16 protein-coding genes are annotated in these 19,250 nt (G+C 73.2%); 6 read left to right on the forward strand and 10 right to left on the reverse strand.

What is annotated here, in order from left to right:
• Positions 1–114: 114 nt before the first annotated feature.
• The 6 genes from ACZ5WK_RS16590 to ACZ5WK_RS16615 form a co-directional block, all read right to left on the reverse strand.
• Positions 115–741, reverse strand: a complete 627-nt coding sequence (locus tag ACZ5WK_RS16590; RefSeq protein ID WP_465548209.1) for a GNAT family N-acetyltransferase — start codon at positions 739–741, stop codon at positions 115–117.
• Positions 738–1,256, reverse strand: a complete 519-nt coding sequence (locus ACZ5WK_RS16595; protein ID WP_465548139.1) for a MogA/MoaB family molybdenum cofactor biosynthesis protein — start codon at positions 1,254–1,256, stop codon at positions 738–740. The genes ACZ5WK_RS16590 and ACZ5WK_RS16595 overlap by 4 nt, the downstream gene beginning before the upstream one ends.
• Entirely contained in the window at positions 1,253–1,753 is a 501-nt protein-coding gene (gene moaC / locus ACZ5WK_RS16600) for a cyclic pyranopterin monophosphate synthase MoaC (RefSeq protein ID WP_465548140.1), read from the reverse strand. The genes ACZ5WK_RS16595 and moaC overlap by 4 nt, the downstream gene beginning before the upstream one ends.
• 107 nt (positions 1,754–1,860) lie before the next feature.
• Positions 1,861–3,201, reverse strand: coding sequence for a molybdotransferase-like divisome protein Glp (gene glp / locus ACZ5WK_RS16605; RefSeq protein WP_465548141.1), 1,341 nt, complete (start codon positions 3,199–3,201; stop codon positions 1,861–1,863).
• A 27-nt stretch (positions 3,202–3,228) separates the two neighbouring features.
• Entirely contained in the window at positions 3,229–4,149 is a 921-nt protein-coding gene (gene galU, locus ACZ5WK_RS16610; protein WP_396324488.1) for a UTP--glucose-1-phosphate uridylyltransferase GalU, read from the reverse strand.
• Positions 4,150–4,162: 13 nt separating this feature from the next.
• Entirely contained in the window at positions 4,163–5,071 is a 909-nt protein-coding gene (locus tag ACZ5WK_RS16615; protein WP_465548142.1) for a GGDEF domain-containing protein, read from the reverse strand.
• Between the two features lie 105 nt (positions 5,072–5,176).
• Here ACZ5WK_RS16615 and ACZ5WK_RS16620 point away from each other — a divergent pair, with 105 nt between their 5' ends.
• Positions 5,177–5,752, forward strand: a complete 576-nt coding sequence (locus ACZ5WK_RS16620) for a 5-formyltetrahydrofolate cyclo-ligase (RefSeq protein ID WP_465548210.1) — start codon at positions 5,177–5,179, stop codon at positions 5,750–5,752.
• An 81-nt stretch (positions 5,753–5,833) separates the two neighbouring features.
• Here the strand turns inward: ACZ5WK_RS16620 and ACZ5WK_RS16625 are convergent, their stop codons facing one another.
• Complete coding sequence (locus tag ACZ5WK_RS16625) at positions 5,834–8,551, reverse strand: penicillin acylase family protein (protein ID WP_465548143.1); 2,718 nt, start codon at positions 8,549–8,551, stop codon at positions 5,834–5,836.
• Positions 8,552–8,893: 342 nt separating this feature from the next.
• Here ACZ5WK_RS16625 and ACZ5WK_RS16630 point away from each other — a divergent pair, with 342 nt between their 5' ends.
• The 4 genes from ACZ5WK_RS16630 (at position 8,894) to mscL (ending at position 13,708) form a co-directional block, all read left to right on the forward strand.
• Complete coding sequence (locus tag ACZ5WK_RS16630; RefSeq protein ID WP_396324491.1) at positions 8,894–10,384, forward strand: potassium/proton antiporter; 1,491 nt, start codon at positions 8,894–8,896, stop codon at positions 10,382–10,384.
• Positions 10,385–10,851: 467 nt separating this feature from the next.
• A complete protein-coding gene (locus ACZ5WK_RS16635; RefSeq protein WP_465548211.1) occupies positions 10,852–12,177 on the forward strand; it encodes an MFS transporter in 1,326 nt (441 codons plus the stop codon).
• Between the two features lie 147 nt (positions 12,178–12,324).
• On the forward strand, positions 12,325–12,636 hold the full coding sequence (locus ACZ5WK_RS16640; protein WP_465548144.1) for an FmdB family zinc ribbon protein: 312 nt from the start codon (positions 12,325–12,327) through the stop codon (positions 12,634–12,636).
• Positions 12,637–13,288: 652 nt separating this feature from the next.
• A complete protein-coding gene (mscL, locus tag ACZ5WK_RS16645; protein WP_465548145.1) occupies positions 13,289–13,708 on the forward strand; it encodes a large conductance mechanosensitive channel protein MscL in 420 nt (139 codons plus the stop codon).
• A gap of 131 nt (positions 13,709–13,839) precedes the next feature.
• On the opposite strand, the gene ACZ5WK_RS16650 is transcribed toward mscL, so the two are convergent.
• Positions 13,840–14,124: a hypothetical protein gene (locus tag ACZ5WK_RS16650; protein WP_465548146.1), complete on the reverse strand. Its 285-nt coding sequence runs from the start codon at positions 14,122–14,124 to the stop codon at positions 13,840–13,842.
• Between the two features lie 174 nt (positions 14,125–14,298).
• Complete coding sequence (locus ACZ5WK_RS16655) at positions 14,299–15,270, reverse strand: sigma-70 family RNA polymerase sigma factor (RefSeq protein WP_396324494.1); 972 nt, start codon at positions 15,268–15,270, stop codon at positions 14,299–14,301.
• A gap of 434 nt (positions 15,271–15,704) precedes the next feature.
• On the opposite strand from ACZ5WK_RS16655, the gene ACZ5WK_RS16660 reads away from it, so the two are divergent.
• Positions 15,705–16,514: a phosphatase PAP2 family protein gene (locus ACZ5WK_RS16660; protein WP_465548147.1), complete on the forward strand. Its 810-nt coding sequence runs from the start codon at positions 15,705–15,707 to the stop codon at positions 16,512–16,514.
• Positions 16,515–16,609: 95 nt separating this feature from the next.
• Here the strand turns inward: ACZ5WK_RS16660 and ACZ5WK_RS16665 are convergent, their stop codons facing one another.
• Positions 16,610–19,120 (reverse strand): FtsX-like permease family protein, encoded by a 2,511-nt coding sequence (locus ACZ5WK_RS16665; RefSeq protein WP_465548148.1) that lies wholly within the window; start codon positions 19,118–19,120, stop codon positions 16,610–16,612.
• Positions 19,121–19,250 lie beyond the last annotated feature (130 nt).

Raw genomic sequence — 19,250 nt, forward strand, 5'->3', positions numbered from 1 at the left:
GCAATTTGGCACGGCGTGTCGTGTGATCAAGCTGATTCTCCGACTATTTTGCCGGTATTTGTGCCCGTCCGTCGCCACGCCGATGCCATATCGATATTTCTTTCGAACATGTATTCAATTCCTGCGGCCGCGCCCGGAACTGAGCGCCCGCCAGCGCTCCAGCATCCCCTCGGGGACCTCGTCCGCGGTGAGCGCGTACACCAGGTGGTCCCGCCAGTCGCCGTCGATGTGCAGATAGCGCGGCCGCATTCCCTCCGAGCGGAAGCCGAGCTTTTCCACCACCCGCCGGCTCGGCCCGTTCTCCGGGCGGATGCAGACCTCGATCCGGTGCAGTCCGAGCGTGCGGAAACAGTGGTCCACCGAAAGCGCCACCGCGGTCGGCATGATGCCCCGGCCGGCCACCGCCTCGTCGACCCAGTAGCCGACATTGGCCGAGCACATCGAACCCCAGGTGATCCCGCCCACGGTCAGCTGGCCGACCAGCCGGCCCTTGTGGAGCACCACGAAGGGCAGCATCCGCCCGGCCGAGGCCTCGCCGCGCAGGAAGCGGACCATCTGCCGGTAGGTGGGCCGCGGGCCGGCGCCCTGGCCGGCCGGACCGGGCGGCACGGTGGCCTCCCAGCGGCGCAGCCAGTCCCGGTTGCGCCGGCTGACCTCCTGCCACTCACGCTGGTCGCGCACCCTGATCGGGCGCAGCGCGACGTCCCCCTCGTGGAGCTCGACCGGCCAGCCGGCGTTCAGTGCGCTCTCCCGGAAGCAGGTGCGTCGGGCCGGGGGTGGTCCCCGCCGCCGAGCTGGTCGACGGCGTGGGCGAGCAGCGGCTCCAGGACGGCCAGGCCGTCCTTGACGCCGCCGGTCGAGCCCGGCAGGTTGACGATCAGGGTACGTCCGGCGAGGCCGGCCAGCCCGCGGGAGAGCGCGGAGGTCGGGACCTTCGCGCGGCCGTGGGCCCGGATGGCCTCGGCGATGCCGGGGACCTGCCGGTCGATGACCCTGGCGGTCATCTCGGGGGTCAGGTCCATCGGGGAGATGCCGGTGCCGCCGGTGGTCAGCACCACGTCGTAGCCGGCCGCGACGGCCGCCCGCAGGGCCGCCTCGACCGGTTCGCCGTCGGGGACCACCTCGGGGCCGTCGGCGGTGAAGCCCATCGCGCGCAGGCCTGCCACCAGCAGCGGGCCGCCCTTGTCCTGGTAGACGCCGGCCGAGGCCCGGTTGGAGACGGTGACGGCCAGCGCGCGCATGCCCGGCTCGCTCATGCGCCCGCCTCCGGGGTGAACCAGTCACCGCTCTTGCCACCGGTCTTGCTGAGCACCCGGACGGACTCGATGGTGGCGCTCTTGTCGACGGCCTTGACCATGTCGATCACGGTGAGGCCGGCCACCGCGACGGCGGTGAGCGCCTCCATCTCGACGCCGGTGCGGTCGGCGGTCTTCACGGTGGCGGTGATCTCGACCGCGTCGTCGGCGACGGAGAGGTCGACCTTGACGCCGGAGACCGCGATCGGGTGGCAGAGCGGGATCAGGTCCGGAGTCCTCTTGGCGCCCATGATCCCGGCGATCCGGGCGACGGCGAGGGCGTCACCCTTGGGCACGCCCTCGCCGCGCAGCAGCTCGACCACGCGCGGGGAGACCCGGACCCGGCCGGCCGCGACGGCGGTGCGCGCGGTGGTCGCCTTCTCGGAGACGTCGACCATCCGGGCCGCGCCCTGGTCGTCGACATGGGTGAGGCGGTCGCCGGGGGGTGAGGTGCTCACGGGTGCTCCAGGGGGCGCGCAGGTCGAATACCGCGCTACCGTACCCCCCGTCCCGGCCGGGGCGTGGGACGGGCCGCGTCCGCGAGACGGCCCGCCGCGCCGGCTGGTCAGCCGCCGAGCAAGACGACGTCCACCTCGCTGCCTGCGGGCAGCTCGGTGACGTCCTCGGGGACGGTGATCAGGCAGTCCGCCCGGGCCAGCGCGCCGACCAGGTGGGAGTCGGCCCCGCCGACCGGCTCGACCACGCCGGCCGCCGCGTCGTACCGGCCGCGCAGGAACTGCCGCCGGCCGGCCGGAGAGCGCAGCGTCGCGGGGCAGAGCGCGCGGACCACCGGGCGGTGGACGTCGGCGGCGCCGAGCATGGTGCGGATCACCGGGCGGACGAAGAGCTCGAAGGAGATGTAGGCGCTGACCGGGTTGCCGGGCAGGGCCATCAGGGGAACCCCGGCGCCGATCCGGCCGAAGCCCTGCGGCTTGCCGGGCTGCATCCGCAGCCGCCGGAAGTCGACTCCGCCGTAGGACTCGAAGACCTCCTTGACCACGTCGTGCGCGCCGACGCTGACGCCGCCGCTGGTGACGATCAGGTCGGCCCGGCCGACCTGGTCCTCCAGGACGGCGCGCAGCCGCGCCGCGTCGTCCGGGACGCCGCCGACGCGGTAGGCGATGGCGCCGGCGTCGCGGGCCGCGGCGGTGAGGGTGAAGCTGTTGGAGTCGGAGATCCGGCCCGGGCCGACCGGCTCGCCGGGCTGGACCAGCTCGCTGCCGGTGGAGAGGACGACCACGCGCGGGCGCGGGCGGACCTTGACGGTGGCCCGGCCGATCGCGGCGAGCAGGCCGAGCTGGGCGGGGCCGAGCCAGGTGCCGGCCTCCAGCACCCGCGAGCCGGCCGCGACGTCGCTGCCGCGGCGGCGGATGTGGGCACCGTCGGAGACCGGGCGCAGCACCCGGACCTCCTCGTCCTCGACGGCGGCGGTCATCGCGTCGGCGGCCTGCCCGCTGCCGGTGGAGCCGTCGGTCCACTCGACCGGGGCGACGGCCTGGGCGCCGGGCGGGACGGGGGCGCCGGTCATGATCCGGGCGGCCTGGCCGGGGCCGACCTTCGGCAGTTCGCCGGCGCCGGCGGCGATGTCGCCGACCACCGCGAGCACCGAGGGGTACGCGGCGGTGGCGCCGGTGGTGTCGGCGGTGCGGAGCGCGTAGCCGTCCATCGAGCTGTTGTCGAAGGGCGGCAGGTCGCCGTCGGCGAGCACGTCCTCGTCGAGCCGGCAGCCCTGGGCGTCGAGCAGCTGGAGCTCGATCGCGGGCAGCGGGCCGACGGTGGCCAGGACGTCGGCGAGGTGTTCGTCGACCGTCCAGAGCCTGGCCGGGCGAGCGGCCGGTGCCGGGTCCGCGGTCCCCTCGCAGCAGGCTGCGGCAGGGGTGGTGCTGCTTTCCGTGGACCCGGTCATCGGCTCACTCGCTCTCTGTTCGGTAGGTCAGTCCTGCAGCTCGGAGGCGACGAACTCGCGGAGCCAGGAGCGGAACTCCGGGCCGAGGTCCTCGCGCTCGGAGGCCAGTCGGACGATGGCGCGCAGGTAGTCCGCGCGGTCGCCGGTGTCGTAGCGGCGGCCCTTGAAGAGGACGCCGTGCACCTGGCCGCCGACCTCCGGCTCGCGGGTGGCCAGCTCGCGCAGGGCGTCGGTGAGCTGGATCTCGCCGCCGCGGCCGGGCGGGGTCTCGCGCAGCACGTCGAAGACCGAGGGGTCGAGGACGTAACGGCCGATGACGGCGTAGTTCGACGGGGCGTCGGCGGTCTCGGGCTTCTCGACCAGGTCGGTCACCTGGAAGACGTCCTCGCCGAAGCCGTTGGCCTTGACGGCCGCGCAGCCGTACAGGTGGATCTGGGAGGGGTCGACCTCCATCAGCGCGACGACCGAGCCGCCGAGCTCCTGCTGGACCTCGATCATGCGGGCGAGCAGCGGGTCGCGCGGGTCGATCAGGTCGTCGCCCAGCAGGACGGCGAAGGGCTGGCCGGCGACGTGCTGCTCGGCGACCGAGACGGCGTGGCCGAGGCCCTTGGGGTCGCCCTGGCGGACGTAGTGCATGTTGGCCAGGTCGACGGACTCGCGGACCCGGCGCAGGCGGTCCTGGTCACCCTTGCGGGCGAGCAGCTCCTCCAGCTCGTAGGCACGGTCGAAGTGGTCCTCGAGGGCGCGCTTGTTACGGCCGGTAACCATCAGTATGTCGGACAGCCCGGCGGCGGCCGCCTCCTCGACGACGTACTGGATCGCAGGCTTGTCGACGACCGGCAGCATCTCCTTCGGAGTCGCCTTGGTCGCCGGGAGGAAGCGGGTACCCAGTCCGGCCGCGGGGACCACGGCCTTGGTTACCGGCACTCGAGAGCTGGTCGTCGTCATGCGTTTTACCTTACTAAGGCATGTTTACGCCTGGCCGAGCGCGGTTGACCGGTGATGACAGCGCGTCGCTGGGCCCGGCCACGATGGCAGGCAGGGGGGAAGTGACGGGAGAGGCGAGGGTGTCCCCTCCGGCACAGGCCGACAGACTACCCGCCTTTCCCGAACGGTCACGCTCGGCATCGGAGCTGCCCTCCGACCGCGGAGGGACCCTTCCGCGCCAGCAGTCCCCGCCTGCCGCCCGGGCCTCGGCGAGGGCGCGGTCGGCGACCCGGAGCAGGACGGCGGCGTGGGTACCGTCCTCCGGCAGCACCGCGAGGCCGACGGCGGCGGTCAGCCCGTTGCCGTGCGGGCGGCGGTCCTCGCGCGGGCCGGAGGACCAGTCCAGCAGCAGGTGGCGCCGGACCGACCAGACCAGCCGCTCGGCGACCTGCGCGGCGCCCCCGGCACCGGTGTCCGGGAGCACGGCCAGGAACTCCTCGCCGCTGTACCGGCCGAAGGTGTCCGAGCGGCGGATCTCCATGCCGAGCCGCTGGGCGAGGTCGCGCAGCACCGCGTTGGCCCGAGCCCGGCCGTGCTCGGCGATGACCGCCTCGAAGCCCGCGATCTCCAGCAGCAGCACGGCCAGCGGGCGCGGGCCCTCCTGCTGCTCGGTCTGCTCGGCGCGGCGGGCGCGCTCGATCTCCCGGTCCAGGGTGAGCTGCAGGTGCCGGTAGTTCCAGACGCCGGTGAGCGGGTCGCAGGAGGCGGTGCGCTCCAGCTCGGCGCAGCGGGCCTCCAGCGCGGCGGCCCGCTCGCGCAGCGCGGCCTCGCGGGCGGCCCCGCCCCGCTCACCGCGGCGCAGTCGCAGGCCGAGCACGGTGGCGCCGGCCAGCGCGGGGACGCTCAGCGCGGCCAGGGCCTGGACCAGCAGCGGGGTGGACATCGGGGCGCCTTCCGCGTGTCAGGCTCTGGGCGTCGCCCGCACAGAGCCGGGGAGTACCGAACCGGGGAGGATCGGGCCGTGAAGGATCGAGCCGTGGAGCATCCCATGCACAACGAGAAGAACGCGCTGAGGACACGGCTGCTGTCGCAGCGGCGTGCGCTGTCGCCGGAGGCCCGGGAGGCGGCCGCGCAGGCGCTGGCCGGGCACGCCGGGGAGCTGGCCGCGCCGGGTGCCACGGTGGCCGCGTACGTGTCGGTCGGCGCCGAGCCGGGCACCCGGCCGCTGCTGGACGCGCTGCTGGCACGCGGGGTGCGGGTGCTGCTGCCGGTGCTGCTGGCCGACAACGACCTGGACTGGGCCGCCTACGAGGGCCCGGGGGCGCTGGCCCCGGCCGGGCGCGGGCTCTGGGAGCCGGTCGGCGGCCGGCTCGGACCGGAGGCGGTGACGGGGGCGGAGCTGGTGCTGCTGCCGGGCCTGGCGGCGGACCGGCAGGGGCTGCGGCTGGGCCGGGGCGGCGGCTCGTACGACCGGGTGCTGGCCCGGCTGGGGCGGGCCGGGGTGCGCCCCCTGCTGGCCGTGCTGCTGTACGAGCACGAGCTGCTGGCGAGCGTGCCGGCCGAGCCGCACGACCTGCCGGTGGACGCCGCGCTCACGCCGTCGGGGCTGCACCGGCTGGGCTAGGTCCTGGCCGTCGGGCCCGAACACGACCGTGGCCCTGCCCTCCCCGGAGCGGGGAGGGCGGGGCCACGGTCGTGCGGTGGGTCAGCCGGTGGTCAGCACCAGCTTGTGCTTGGCCGCCTTCTCGACCGCGTCCGGCGAGTAGGCCCAGGTCAGCAGCTTGCCGCCGAGCCAGAGGTCGGTCTGGTCGTTGTAGTTGGGGTGGAAGGCGTGCCCGGAGGCGCCGCCGACGTTGATCCAGCGCGAGGCGTCGAGGTCACTCAGGTCGACCACCATCCGCATCGACGGGATCCAGTCCACCTGGTAGCCGGCCGCCGCGTTCCAGCCCGCCGCGTCGACCGCCGCCGAGCCGCCGGAGAGGCGGTACGGGCCGCGGTTGAGCAGCTTGTGGACGACGCCGGAGGCGATCGAGGAGTCGTCGGTGCCCATGGTCTGCTCGCGCAGGGTCAGCTTGTGCAGTCGGCCCCAGCTCCAGGTCGAGATGTCCTTGCTCAGCAGCGAGGTGAGGTCCTGGCGGGCGTTCTTCATGGCCTCGGCGAGCAGGTTGTCGAGGCCCTTCTGCTCCTTGTGCTGCGAGTCGATGTACGTCCACCAGCTGCTGTCGGGCCTGTCGAGCTGCTGGCGCACCACCTCGGTCCAGCGGTCGCCGCCGTCCGGCTGGGCCTTGCCCGGGTCGCGGGTGCCGCACTCGGTGACGATCTGGGAGCTGCTGTCCGGCTTGGTCGGGTCGGTCTGCCGGCGGACCAGCAGGCAGTTGTCCTCGGCCCGCAGGTCGGCCGGGAACTTCTGGCCGAAGGAGAGGCTGAGCAGCTGGCGCCAGACGCCGTTGTAGTAGGCGGCGGCGGCCGAGTCGGCGTCCTGGTGGTAGTTCCAGTCCTTCAGCAGGTCCTGCGCCTCACGCACGTACGGGTCGTCGATCGGCACCTTGAGCAGCAGCGGGACCAGCTTCTTCGCGAGGATGCTGGTGTTGTCGAGCTGCATCTCCTGCATGTCGTCGGGCGAGATCCGGCCGTTGTTCCTGAGCTTGAGCTCGATCTGGTCGGTGATCTCCTTGGCCCGGGTGCCGTACTCCCAGTCCTTGGTCAGCAGGTACTTGTACGACGGGTCGACCACGGCCTGGTTGGCGGTGACGATGTAGCCGACGGAGGGGTTGTAGCTGTAGGGCAGGGCGGTGAAGGGGATGGAGCCCTTCCACTGGTAGGCGGAGTCCCAGCCGGGGGCGGGGTAGCTGCCGTCGCCCTTGCCGCGCACGGGGATGTCGCCGGGGGCCTGGTAGCCGATGTTCGAGGCGTCGGCGTAGATCAGGTTCTGCGCGGGGACGGCGAAGTCCCTTGCGGCGCCCCGGAACTCCTCCCAGTTCTTGGCGCGGTCCAGCGCGAAGACGGCGTCCATGGTCTTGCCGGGGTTGAGCGCCGACCACTGCAGGGCGACGCCGTAGCCGCCGGTGCCGCGGTCGGGGGCGGCGGTGCCGTTCGGGGCGTACTTGCCGACGTTCTGCTGCTCGGTGCTCTGGTCCGAGATCAGCGGGGCGCCGGTCTGGGTGGTGCGGACGGTGATGGTGCGGTCCTCGCCGCCGGCGACCTTGATGGTCTCCTTGCGCAGCGCGAACTTCACCTCCTTGTTGTCCACGAGGTACGTCTCCGGGCCGGTGACCTTCTCCAGGTAGAGGTCGGTGACGTCGGCGCCCAGGTTGGTGAAGCCCCAGGCGATGTCCTTGTTGTGGCCGATCACCACGCCCGGCATGCCGGCGAAGGTGAAGCCCGAGACGTCGTACTGGCAGGCGGCCGAGGTGGTGCGGCAGTGCAGGCCCATCTGGTACCAGACCGAGGGCAGGCCGGGGCCCAGGTGCGGGTCGTTGGCCAGCAGCGGCTTGCCGGTGGTGGTGTGCGAGCCGGCGACCACCCAGGAGTTGGAGCCGATGCCCTGGCCCTGGCGGCCGAGCAACTGCGGCATCGCGTCGATCCGGTCGGTGATGTCCTTGAGCGTCGCCTTGGTGGCGGCCGCGCCCTGGGCGGCGGTACCGGCGGCGCCGGCGTTGGCCTGGCCGGAGCTGTCGGCGGGGCGGTAGGTGTCGCCGCTGACGGTGCCGGTCTTCACGATCGTGCCGTTGCTCGCGTACGGGTACTCCGGGTAGAGCTCGGCGATCTTCTCCGGGCTGAAGTCCTGGGCGAGCAGCGAGCGGTCGATCTCCTCCTGGAGGTTGCCGGAGAGGTTCCAGGCCATCGCCTTCAGCCAGGACACCGAGTCGACGGGCGCCCACTGCTCGGGCTTGTAGCCGCCGTTGACGACGCCGAGCAGCGTGTACTCCAGCGAGGCGCTCTGGCCGCCCGGGTGTTCGCCGAGCCAGGCGTTGACGCCGTCCGCGTAGGCCTGGAGGTACTTCTTGGTCTCGGGCGTGAGCTTCTCGTCGAACTCCTTCTGCGCCACCTGGCGCCAGCCCATGGTGCGGATGAAGGAGTCGGTCTCGACCTGGCTGTCACCGAACATCTCGGAGAGGCGGCCCGCGGTGATGTGCCGTCGGACGTCCATCTCCCAGAAGCGGTCCTGGGCCTGGACGTAGCCCTGGGCGCGGAAGAGGTCCTCGCTGGTGTCGGCGTAGAGCTGGGGGATGCCGTTGGCGTCCCGCTTGACGTCGACCGGCGCGCTCAGGCCCGCCACCTTGACGCTGCCGTCGACCTCCGGGAATGACGCGCGGACCGCGGCCACCCCCTGGTAGCCGCCGTAGCCGGTGCCGGCCACCAGCAGCACGACCAGCACGATCACGATCAGACGGGCGCGCCGGAACTTCTTCGAGCGGGGCATCTGGGTCCTTGCGGTCCTCGACTGGGGAGCAGGTGGGCGTGTCCAGGGCACTCGGCCATGACAGGGCACCACATTAGGCCGACTCGGCTGGCGGGCGTGCACGGGGGACGCTCACGGTGGGATCTGCGGAGGTCAGAGAAGCGCCGGAGAAGCTTCCGGGGAGCGGAGGCGGAGGCCGATGTCACGGGCGAAGCTAAAGATATGGCAAAATGTTAGACTGAGTAACGATCCGCAAGGGGAGCAATCGGCCTTCCCGGCCCCGCCTCACCTTCCGGTCGACTCCTTCGGCCTCACCGCCGTCAGACACCCCGCCCGCCCCCAGCCTGCCCGAGGTGCCCCTGCGTGAATGTCGACCACCTGAACCAGCTGCTCCTCGAGTTCTCCGTGATCCTGCTGGTCGCGGTGGTCGCCGTGCGCATCTCGACCCGGTCGGGACTGCCCAGCCTGCTGATCTATCTCGGCATCGGCGTCGCGCTCGGCCAGAACGGCCTCGGCGTCTCCTTCAACAACGCCGCGCTGACCCAGGTGCTCGGCTACGCCGCCCTGGTGGTGATCCTCGCCGAGGGCGGTCTCAAGACCAGCTGGCGTGAGGTCAGACCGGTGATGCCGGCCGCCACGGTGCTCGCCACCGTCGGCGTCGGGGTCAGCGTCTTCGTCACCGCCGCCGGCGCGCACTGGCTGGTCGGCCTCGACTGGCGCACCTCCATGCTGCTCGGCGCGATCGTCTCCTCGACCGACGCCGCGGCCGTCTTCTCCGTCCTGCGGATGGTGCCGCTGCCGCACCGGCTGACCGGCCTGCTGGAGGCCGAGTCCGGCTTCAACGACGCGCCCGTGGTCATCCTGGTCGTGGCCTTCGCCACCACCGGCGAACTGGACTCCTGGTACGTGCTGGCCGGCACGATCGTCGCCGAGCTGGCCATCGGCGCGGCCGTCGGCTTCGCGGTCGGCAAGATCGGCGCGTTCGGGATCAAGCACGTCGCGCTGCCGTCCTCCGGCCTCTACCCGATCGCCGTCATGGCGCTCACCGTGCTCGCCTACGCGGGCGGCGCGCTGCTGCACGGCTCCGGCTTCCTCGCCGTCTACATCAGCGCCGTCATCCTCGGCAACGCCAAGCTTCCGCACGGCCCGGCCGTCCGCGGCTTCGCCGACGGCCTGGCCTGGATCGGGCAGATCGGCATGTTCGTGCTGCTCGGCCTGCTCTGCACCCCCGAGACGATGGGCTCGGCCGTGGTGCCCGCGCTGGTGATCGGTGCCGTCCTGGTCTTCGTGGCGCGGCCGCTCTCGGTCGTGCTGACCCTGACGCCGTTCAAGCTGCCCGCGCGCGAACAGGCACTGCTGAGCTGGGCCGGGCTGCGCGGGGCGGTGCCCATCGTGCTGGCCACCATCCCGATGGTGGCGGACGCGCCGATGGCCCAGGACGTCTTCAACATCGTCTTCATCCTGGTCGTGGTCTTCACCCTGCTCCAGGGGCCGACCCTGCCCCTGGTCGCCAGGTGGCTGCGGATCGGCGAGGGCTCGATGGGCCAGGACCTCGGCATCGAGTCCGCCCCGCTGGAGAAGCTGCACGGGCACCTGCTGTCGGTGGCACTGTCCCCGAACTCGAAGATGTCGGGCGTGGAGATCGGCGAGCTGCGGCTGCCGGCCGGCGCGGCGGTCACCCTGGTCGTCCGCGAGGGGAGCAGCTTCGTGCCGGACAAGGCCACCGTGCTGCGCGGCGGTGACGAACTGCTGGTGGTCACCACGGACGACGTGAGCGAGGCGGCGGAGCGGCGGCTGCGGGCCGTGGACAAGGGCGGCAAGCTCGCCGGGTGGCTGTACGGGCGGGGGGCCTGAGCGTCGCGTGCGGGGCCGGGAGCGCCACGGGGCGAGGCCCCGGGGTGCCGCGGGCAGGGGCCCCGGGTCCTCGCCCCGTGGCGCGGGCCTTGGGGCGCCGCGGGCGAGGGCCCTGGGGCGCCGCGGGCAGGGGTCCTGAAGGGTTCGTCCAGCGTTCACCTTCAATTGGCAGGACAATTTTGGACATGCCCTGTACTGTGGAGGCAAGCGCGACATCTACGCGCGTATATGTATGATGGTTGATACACACCCAGCATCTGCCTGACGCAGAGTTGGCGCGACCGCTCGGCGGCCGCGGCCAGACCCCCGGAAACCACGCCGGGCCGGCCCGGTAACTACCCCGGTCGACGCGCGAGAGGACGACTCTCGGCGCCGTCGGGGCCACCCCATGCCCCTTCCGCGCTACCAGGCAGCAGGAAGGACCGACCGTGACGGCCCGCCGAACGGTCGACAACAGCGGCGTCCCGATGGACGCCCCCTCGGGCACCTCGCCGGACACCGCGTCCGCCACCGAGGCCCCCGCCCGCGTCGGGTACGGCGCACTGCTGCGCACCCCGGGCGCCTGGACGTTCCTGGCGCCCGCCTTCGCCGCGCGGCTCCCGTACGCCATGCTCAGCCTGGGCATCCTGCTGCTCGTCTTCGACACCCACGGCTCGTACGGCACGGCCGGCACCGTCGCGGCCGTCTCGGCCGTCGCCCAGGCGCTCGTCGGCCCGCAGACCGGCCGACTGGCCGACCGGTACGGCCAGGCCGCCGTCCTGGTGCCGAGCGTGATCGTGCACGCCGTCTCGGTGGGCGCGCTGATCGCACTGGCGCTCGGCCACGCCCCCGTCTGGGCCCTGCTGCTGGCCGCCGCGCCGGCCGGCGCCAGCGTGCCGCAGATCGGCGCGATGGTGCGCTCCCGCTGGGTCGCCAAGCTCTCCGCCGACGGTGCGCCCGCGGCCAAGCTGAACACCGCGTTCGCCTTCGAGTCGGTGACGGACGAGTTCACCTTCGTGATCGGCCCCGTGCTGGCCAGCGCCATCGCCACCTCGGTCAACCCCTCGGCCGGGCTGATCGCCGAGGCCGCGCTGACCGTCGCCGGCGGGCTCGCCTTCGCCGCGCAGCGCCGCACCGCCCCCGCCCGGCACCCGCACCAGCCAGGGGCCCGCCGCGTCTCGGCGCTCTCCTCGCCCGGTGTCCGGCTGCTGGCCGGCGCGTTCCTGGGCGTCGGCACCGTCTTCGGCGGGATGCAGGTCTCGGTGACCGCCTTCACCGAGTCCGTCGGCCAGCCCGGTGCCAACGGCACGGTGTACGGGATCTTCGCCGGCGGCTCGATGCTGGCCGGTGTGCTCTACGGCATGATCGCCTGGCGCCGGGCCGCCCAGCAGCGGCTGCTGGCCAGCTACGCGCTGCTGGTGCTGGGGTGCTCGACGCTCTGGGCGATGCCCAACCTGGTCGCGCTGTCCGTCGCCGGCCTCGTCTGCGGCCTGGCCATCGCACCCACGCTGATCACCGGGTACACCCTGGTCGAGACGCTGGTCGCGGACGGCGCCAAGACGGAGGCCTTCACCTGGCTGACCGGCGCCATCGGCCTCGGCCTGGCGACCGGCTCCACGGTGGCCGGGCGGCTGATCGACAGCCACGGGCCGTCGGCCGGGTTCCTGGTGCCGGTGGCCGGCGCCGGGCTGGGCCTGGTCGCTCTGGTCGTGCTGCGGCACCTGCTGGTCGCGCCGAGCGCCACGAGCACGGTGGTCGCGGGCGGCGGCGAGCGGCCCGTGACGCGGCAGCTGGTGGGTGCGGCCAAGGGCTGAGCCGAGCGCTTACAGCACTCACGCGGGGGTCGCCACACGGCGACCCCCGGCTCATCTCACATTCGAGTCGCTGGACTGATGCAGCGGAATGCCGCATCATTGACCATCGTTAGCACTCATCAGGCGAGAGTGCCAGGAGGAAGACAAGTGCCCACGTACCAGTACCAGTGCACCGAGTGCGGCAACGGCCTGGAGGCGGTGCAGAAGTTCACCGACGAGGCGCTGACCACGTGCCCCGACTGCCAGGGACGGCTCCGCAAGGTCTTCTCGGCCGTGGGTGTGGTCTTCAAGGGTTCCGGCTTCTACCGGACCGACAGCCGCTCGTCCTCCACCAGCTCGGTGGGCGCGGGTTCGTCCTCGTCGACCTCGTCCTCGTCGACCGCCCCGGCCTCGTCCTCGGGCGGCTCCGCCCCCGCGGCGAGCCCCGCTCCGGCGGCCGCGGCGAAGTCGGCCGGCTGATCCCAGGCTTTCGAAAGGCCCGTTGACCCCGCTCCGGCGGGGCCGGCGGGCCTTTTGCGTTCCCGGCCTTCCCCTTTTGTATTCCCGGGCCCTATCGCGCTCCCCGATCCCTCTTGCGCCCCCGCGGTCATGGGGCATTCCTGCGGCCATGGGGCCTCCTGCGGTCATATGGAATTCACGCGGCCATTGAATTAGCCCGCGCGGGTGGCGGAGTTCATCCACAGCCCCGGGTTGTCCACAGGTTCCGGGAAAGGCCTTCCGTCGGACCTGCGAGCTGCCCAGAGTGTGCGTCATCAGAAGCCGGCCCACCCCGGGCCGGCGCCCTGCGACCACCGGCGGTACCCATGACGACCACGAGCCTCCCCCTTCCGTTCCCGCTCCCCGCGCCCGCCGTCCCGCCACGGCGGGAGGTGCCGTCGTTCCCGCCGATCCGGCGCGGGTCCGGCCGGCTCCACCGGCTCCGGCAGGCCCTGTGGCACCGGCCGGGGCTGCCCGCGCTGCTCCTGCTCGCCGCGGCCGCGGCACTGGCGTCCGGGCCCGCATGGGCGGGCCTGTCGCCGCCCGGAGCCGCGCCCGTCCACCAATCGGGTTGTCAATCGGAGGGCGGCGAAGATCACCCGTAACCGGACAACGACTTCGCCGTTCACGCGACATGAAAGGCTTCAAAGAATTCCTGCTGCGTGGAAATGTCGTCGATCTCGCCGTCGCCGTGGTCATCGGCGCGGCATTCACCAACATTGTCAACGCCTTCGTCAAGGGCGTGATCAATCCGATTGTCGGCGCATTCGGCCCCAAGGACCTGAACGCCTACACGTCCTGCATCAAGGGCCCCTGTGAGCTGAGCGCGACCGGCGAGGCCACGTCCGGGATCCTGATCCTCTGGGGCTCCGTACTGAGCGCGGCCCTGCAGTTCCTGATCACCGCGGCCGTCGTCTACTTCTGCCTGATCCTGCCCATGAGCAGGTACACCGCCAAGCGCAAGACCCTTGCCGAGATCCAGGCGGAGGCGGAGGCCAAGGAGGTCGTCCTGCTCACCCAGATCCGCGATGCGCTGGTCACGCAGCAGCGCTGAGCCGCTTTGCGCCGCGCTGAGCTGTGCCGAAAATCGAGTTGAGCTGTGCCGCGCTGCCGGGCCGCTCGGTCCGGTTCAGGGCGGTTCGGTTCAGGGCGGTCCGGCGCGGCTCGGCGCGCCCCGGGCCCCGGTCAGTCGCCGTGGTGCGGCGGGCGCTGGCTCAGGTACCAGTCCAGCCCCCGCCCACTGCTCTCCCCCGCGGCCGGGCGGTCGCCCCAGCCGGTATCGCTGTCGTCCCGGGACTGCTGGTCCAACGGGTCGCGGAAGACCAGCCGGGCCTTGGGCGCCGCCTCGGCGGCGGGGGTGGCAGGGGCCTCGGTCGGCGCGGGGTCCGTGGTCGGCGCGGGGTCCGTGGTCGCTGTCCGGTCCTGGTCCTCGGTCGGCGCGCCGTTCTGCACGGGCTTCTGCTCGGTCACCGGTCGGCCTCCGTCTTGCACGTTGTCCACTCCTCCAGCCTAGAAGCTCCCGGCGCCGGGACCGGCCCGGCGCCGGCCCACCGTCCGGACACGCAGGCGGGCCCTGGTGCGGGGCGCGTTCCGCACCAGGGCCCGGGCACAGCAGTCGGGGCGGCCGAGGAGGCCCGCAGGCCTTCAGGCGGCCTCGAAGCCCGCATGGTCGGCGATCTTCTTCAGCTCGGCGAGCGCGTGCTTCTCGATCTGGCGGATCCGCTCGCGGGTCAGCCCGTGCTGCTTGCCGACCTCGGTCAGAGTCCGCTCGCGACCGTCCTCCATCCCGTACCGGGACCTGATGATCGACGCCGTACGGTCGTCCAGCCGCCCGATCAGGTCGTCCAGCTCCTCGCGGCGGAGCATGACCATCACGGCGTCCTCCGGGGACGTCGCCCCGGTGTCCTCGACGAGGTCACCGAACTGGGTCTCGCCCTCGTCGTCGACGGACATGTTGAGGCTCACCGGGTCGCGCGCCCAGTCCAGCACGTCCTTGATCCGCGCCTCGGTCGTGTCCAGCTCGGCCGCGATCTCGGCCGGCTCGGCCTCGCGGCCCAGCTCCTTGGACTTCTCGCGCTGCACCCTCCGGATCCGGCCCAGCTCCTCGACCAGGTGGACGGGCAGGCGGATCGTCCGCGACTGGTCGGCGATCGACCGGGTGATCGCCTGCCGGATCCACCAGGTCGCGTAGGTGGAGAACTTGAAGCCCTTCGCGTAGTCGAACTTCTCGACCGCCCTCACCAGGCCGGCGTTGCCCTCCTGGATGAGGTCCAGGAGCGGCAGTCCGCTGCGCGGGTAGCGACGGGCGACGGCGACCACGAGACGGAGGTTGGAGCGGATGAAGACGTCCTTGGCGCGTTCGGCATCCTCGGCTATCGCTTCGAGCTCCTCGCGCTCGACGCCCTTGGGCAGCTCTCCTCCGTCCAGCAGGTGCTGGGCGTACACGCCGGCCTCGATCCGCAGCGAGAGCTCGACCTCCTCGGCGGCATCGAGCAGGGGCGTCCTGGCGATCTCGTCGAGGTACATACCGACCAGGTCACGGTCGGCCTCAAGGTTGGTCGGGCGGGCCGCGCGAGTCCGGTCGGCCCTGTCGCGAACGACGGCACGGGTGGCCATGCTTGCTCCCTTTGCTGGTGTTGCCGAGGTCTGCCTGCCTGCCCTGAGAGGGCAAGAAGTGCGGGCCCCACGGGGCTCACACGTAACGATCCAACGAACAGATTCCGGACAACATTCCCAAGTCGCTCAGATTCTTCCAGCGATGCAGTATCCTGCCGGTTTTCACCCCGGTCATGGACGGAGGGTGACCACTCGGGTGCATCGGGTGTCTATCGGGTGACCGGTTCGGAGCGGCGCGGCGCCCAGCCCTTCGCAGCCCCTTCACCGCTCCACCCCTTTCCTTCGTGAACCCCCGGGCCGCCGCCCGCGTTCCCACGCCACCGGGATTCCGCCCGCACCCACGCCCCGGCGCACGCAGGTCCTCCGCACAAAAGATGCCAAATCGCTATCGGTCGAGCGCCCGCTGGGCACACCGCACTGGGAAGGTGTCAGCCATGCACCTGACCAACAGCTCGTCGCCCATCACCCCGCGTAGCCGGCACCTTCGCCGGCACGTGGCGCTCGCGACCGGTTGTGCCGTGCTGTTCGGCATCCTGGCGGCGCTCGTGCAGACCGGGTGGCACCCGCTCGCCCGGTTCGACCATGCGTGGATCGACAGCACGCACCGCTACGCCCGGGAGCACACGGCCTGGACCGCCTCGGTACAGACGCTCTCCGACATCGGCGGCACGATCACCATGCGAACGCTGCTCGGCCTCGCCGCGCTCTGGCTCTGGCTGATCGGCGCACGGGTGCTGGCCGGCTGGGTGGTGGCACAGACCCTGGTCGGCTGGGGCGCGCAGTGGGCGCTGAAGCTCGCCTTCGACCGCCAGCGGCCGTCCTTCACCGACCCGGTCTCACACGCCGGCGGCCCGGCTCTCCCCTCCGGGCACGCGATGGCCTCCACCATCGCCTGCGCCGTGCTGGCCGGGCTGCTCTGGTCGCAGACCCGGCGCGGCGGGCGGATCGCCGCCTGCGCCGTCGCCGCGGTGACGGTACTGGCGATCGGCTGGACCAGGATCGCCCTCGGGGTGCACTGGCCGAGCGACGTCCTGGGCGGGTGGCTGGCCGCCGGGTTCGTGCTGGGGGCGGTCACCGTCGCCGTCGAGCTCTGGCGGCCCGGCGCCCTGGCCCGGGACGTCCGGCGGGTCAACTGGCGGACCAGGCCGAGGGTCCAGCGCGTCCTGGTCTCCCCGGCCAGGCCCGCCCCCTACGACCCGGCCTTCGATGACGCCACCGACCACCCGGACGGCGCGGCGGGCTAGGGAGGCTGGGGCGCCCGGCCGCGGCGGTTCGCCGCCGCTGTGCGCCACCGCCACCGCCGGGGCCCGTGGAACCCCGGGCCCCGGGCCCGGCGAAGTCACGCCGTGTGCAACGCGTCCACCACCGTCATCCGCCCCACCCGGCGGGCCGGGAGGACGGCCGCGGCGAGGCCGGTCAGCACGGTGAGCACCAGGGCCGCGAGCACCAGGAGGACGGGCGGCCCGCCGACCGTGCCCAGGGTCGAGGTGACGGACCGGGCTGCCGCCCAGCCGTAGGCCAGGCCCAGGCCGGTGCCGACCAGGGCGCCGGCCAGCGCCAGCAGGACCGCCTCCAGGGTGAGCATCCGGCGCAGCTGCTGCCGGGACATCCCGATCGCGCGCAGCATTCCGATCTCCCGGGAGCGTTCGCTGACGCTGAGCATCAGGGTGGCGGCGACGCCGAGGCCGGCGATCACCACGGAGAAGCCGAGCAGGGCCATGCTGATCAGCATCATCCGGTCCAGCAGCGACCGCAGGCCCTCGGCCTGCGCGGCCGTGTCGGTGACGGTGAGCTGCGGCTGCCCGTCCAGGGCCCGGTCCATCGCCTGGCGGGCGGCGAGCCGGTCGGCCCCGGCGGCGGGGCTGATCCAGGCCGTGGTGACGGCCGCCCCCGGGGCGAGCCGCTCCAGGGTGGCCGGGGTGACGTAGAGGACGGCCCCGCTCTGGAGCACGAACGGCAGCGCGCTGCGGCCGGGCTCGATCCGCAGGGTGACGGCGGGCGCTCCCGCCCGGCCGGCGACCACGTGCTCACCGTTCCCGCCGGGGCCGGCCGGTCCGTCGTCGCCGAAGCCGCTGAGTGCGGTGCCGCCGGCCAGCGCCCGGGCCCGGTCGGCCCCGTCGGTGGCCGGGCCGAGCAGCGCCGGGTCGGCCGCCGCCACCAGCGTGCTGCGGCCGTCGATCTCCAGCGTGGCCGAGCGGACGGGCGTGACGCCGAGCGTCCGCTCCCGTCCGAGCGCGGTCAGCGTCCCGGCCGGCAGCGGGGCGCCACCGGGGGCGGTCACCGAGAAGACGCCGGGCTGGCGGGCGGAGACGGCCGGGATGAGGGAGTTGGAGGTGATCTCCAGCGCGGTGACGGCGCTCACCATCACCGTCACGCCGAGCAGCAGGGCCGATCCGGTGGCGCCGGTGCGGGCCGGGTTCAGCCGCAGTTGCTGGGTGGCGAGCCTGCCCGCCGTCCCGCAGAGCCGCCGCACCGGTACGCCCAGCCCCGCGACGACCGCCGGCAGCAGGCGGTGGCAGAGCCGCAGGACCCCGAAGAAGCTGCTGATCGCGCCCAGCGTGACGGCCAGCAGCGACAGCGGCGGCCCTGCCACCACCCCGGCCACCAGCAGCGCGGCGCCCGCCGCCAGGAGCAGCACGGACAGCGCCGCCGCGCGCAGCCCGGCGCCGCCGGTGGTGCCGCCGGCGGCGCCCCCGAGCGCTGCGACGGGCGGCACCGCCGAGGCGGCCTTCGCCGGTCCGCGCACGGCGAGCACCGTGAGCAGGACGCCGAACATCCCGGCCGCCACGCAGGTGAGCGGGGACGGCGTGAGGGAGAGGCGGACCGGCCCGAGGTCGGCGGTGCCGGCCAGCACGGTGCCCGCGGCGCAGAGCCCCGTCCCGAGCAGCACCCCGGCGGCCGACGCGCCCGCGCCGAGCAGCAGCCCCTGGCGGCGGATCAGCCGCCGGACCTGGGCCCGGTCGGCGCCCACACACCGCAGCAGGGCGAGCTGGCGGGTCCGCTGGGCGAGGACGACGGAGAAGGTGTTGCCGACGACCATGCGCGCCACGGCGAGGGCGATCAGCACGAACGACAGCGCGGCGATCAGCACCACCCCGTAGAGCGTCCTGCTCTGCCGGGTCGCCTCGGCGACGGAGGCGTCGTGGGTGCGGACCTCGGCCCCGCCGCCGAGGGCCTGCCGCAGTGCCTCGGCGGTCTGCGAGCGCGAGGCGTCGGGGGCGAGGCGCAGGTCGAGCCGGGCGGTGCCGACGCCGGTCGCGTAGTGCGCCACGGCGTCGTCCGGCACCGCGACGACCGGGCTCCCAGCGAGGCTGGGCGCGCCGCGGCCGTCCAGGGTGCCGGCCAGGCGGACGGTGCCGGTGGTGCCGTCGGCACGGGTCAGCCGGACCTCCGAGCCGGGCCGGGCGTCGACCCGCCGGGCGGTGTCGGCGTCGAGCAGGACCTCGCCGGGGCCGGCCGGCCACCGGCCGTCCTTGAGCAGCTGCCAGCGCAGTGCCGGGTCGGCCGCGATCGAGCTGACCACGGCCGGCTCGTCCAGCGGCCGCCCGGCGGAGGTCAGCACCCCACCCCGGCCGACCAGCCGCGCCGACACCGCGGCCACCCCGGGCACCTGTCGCGCCCGGTCGGCCGTCCCGGGCTCCAGCGGGCCCTGTGCCTGCGCCCCGGTCACCTGGACGTCGGCCGGCCCGACCTCGGCGGCGGCGGTCTGGCTGAACGAGTCGACCAGGGCTCCGCTGCCGCTGACCGAGGTGATCAGGAAGGCCACCCCCAGTGCGATCGCCGCCCCGGTGAGGACCAACTGCCGGAGCTGCCCGCGCAGCTCGGCCAGGGTGTATCGGTACGTCGTCATCGTCCCTCGGCTCAACCGCCTGACCAGCCGTGATGCGCCGTCAGGATCATGATCGAGCCTAGGTCGGCCGTCCCCCGCCCCCGTCAGCACGACGTCGCATCCTTGATCACTCCGAGGTCTGAGCTCCTCC

The organism is Kitasatospora sp. NPDC032757 (assembly GCF_055579305.1).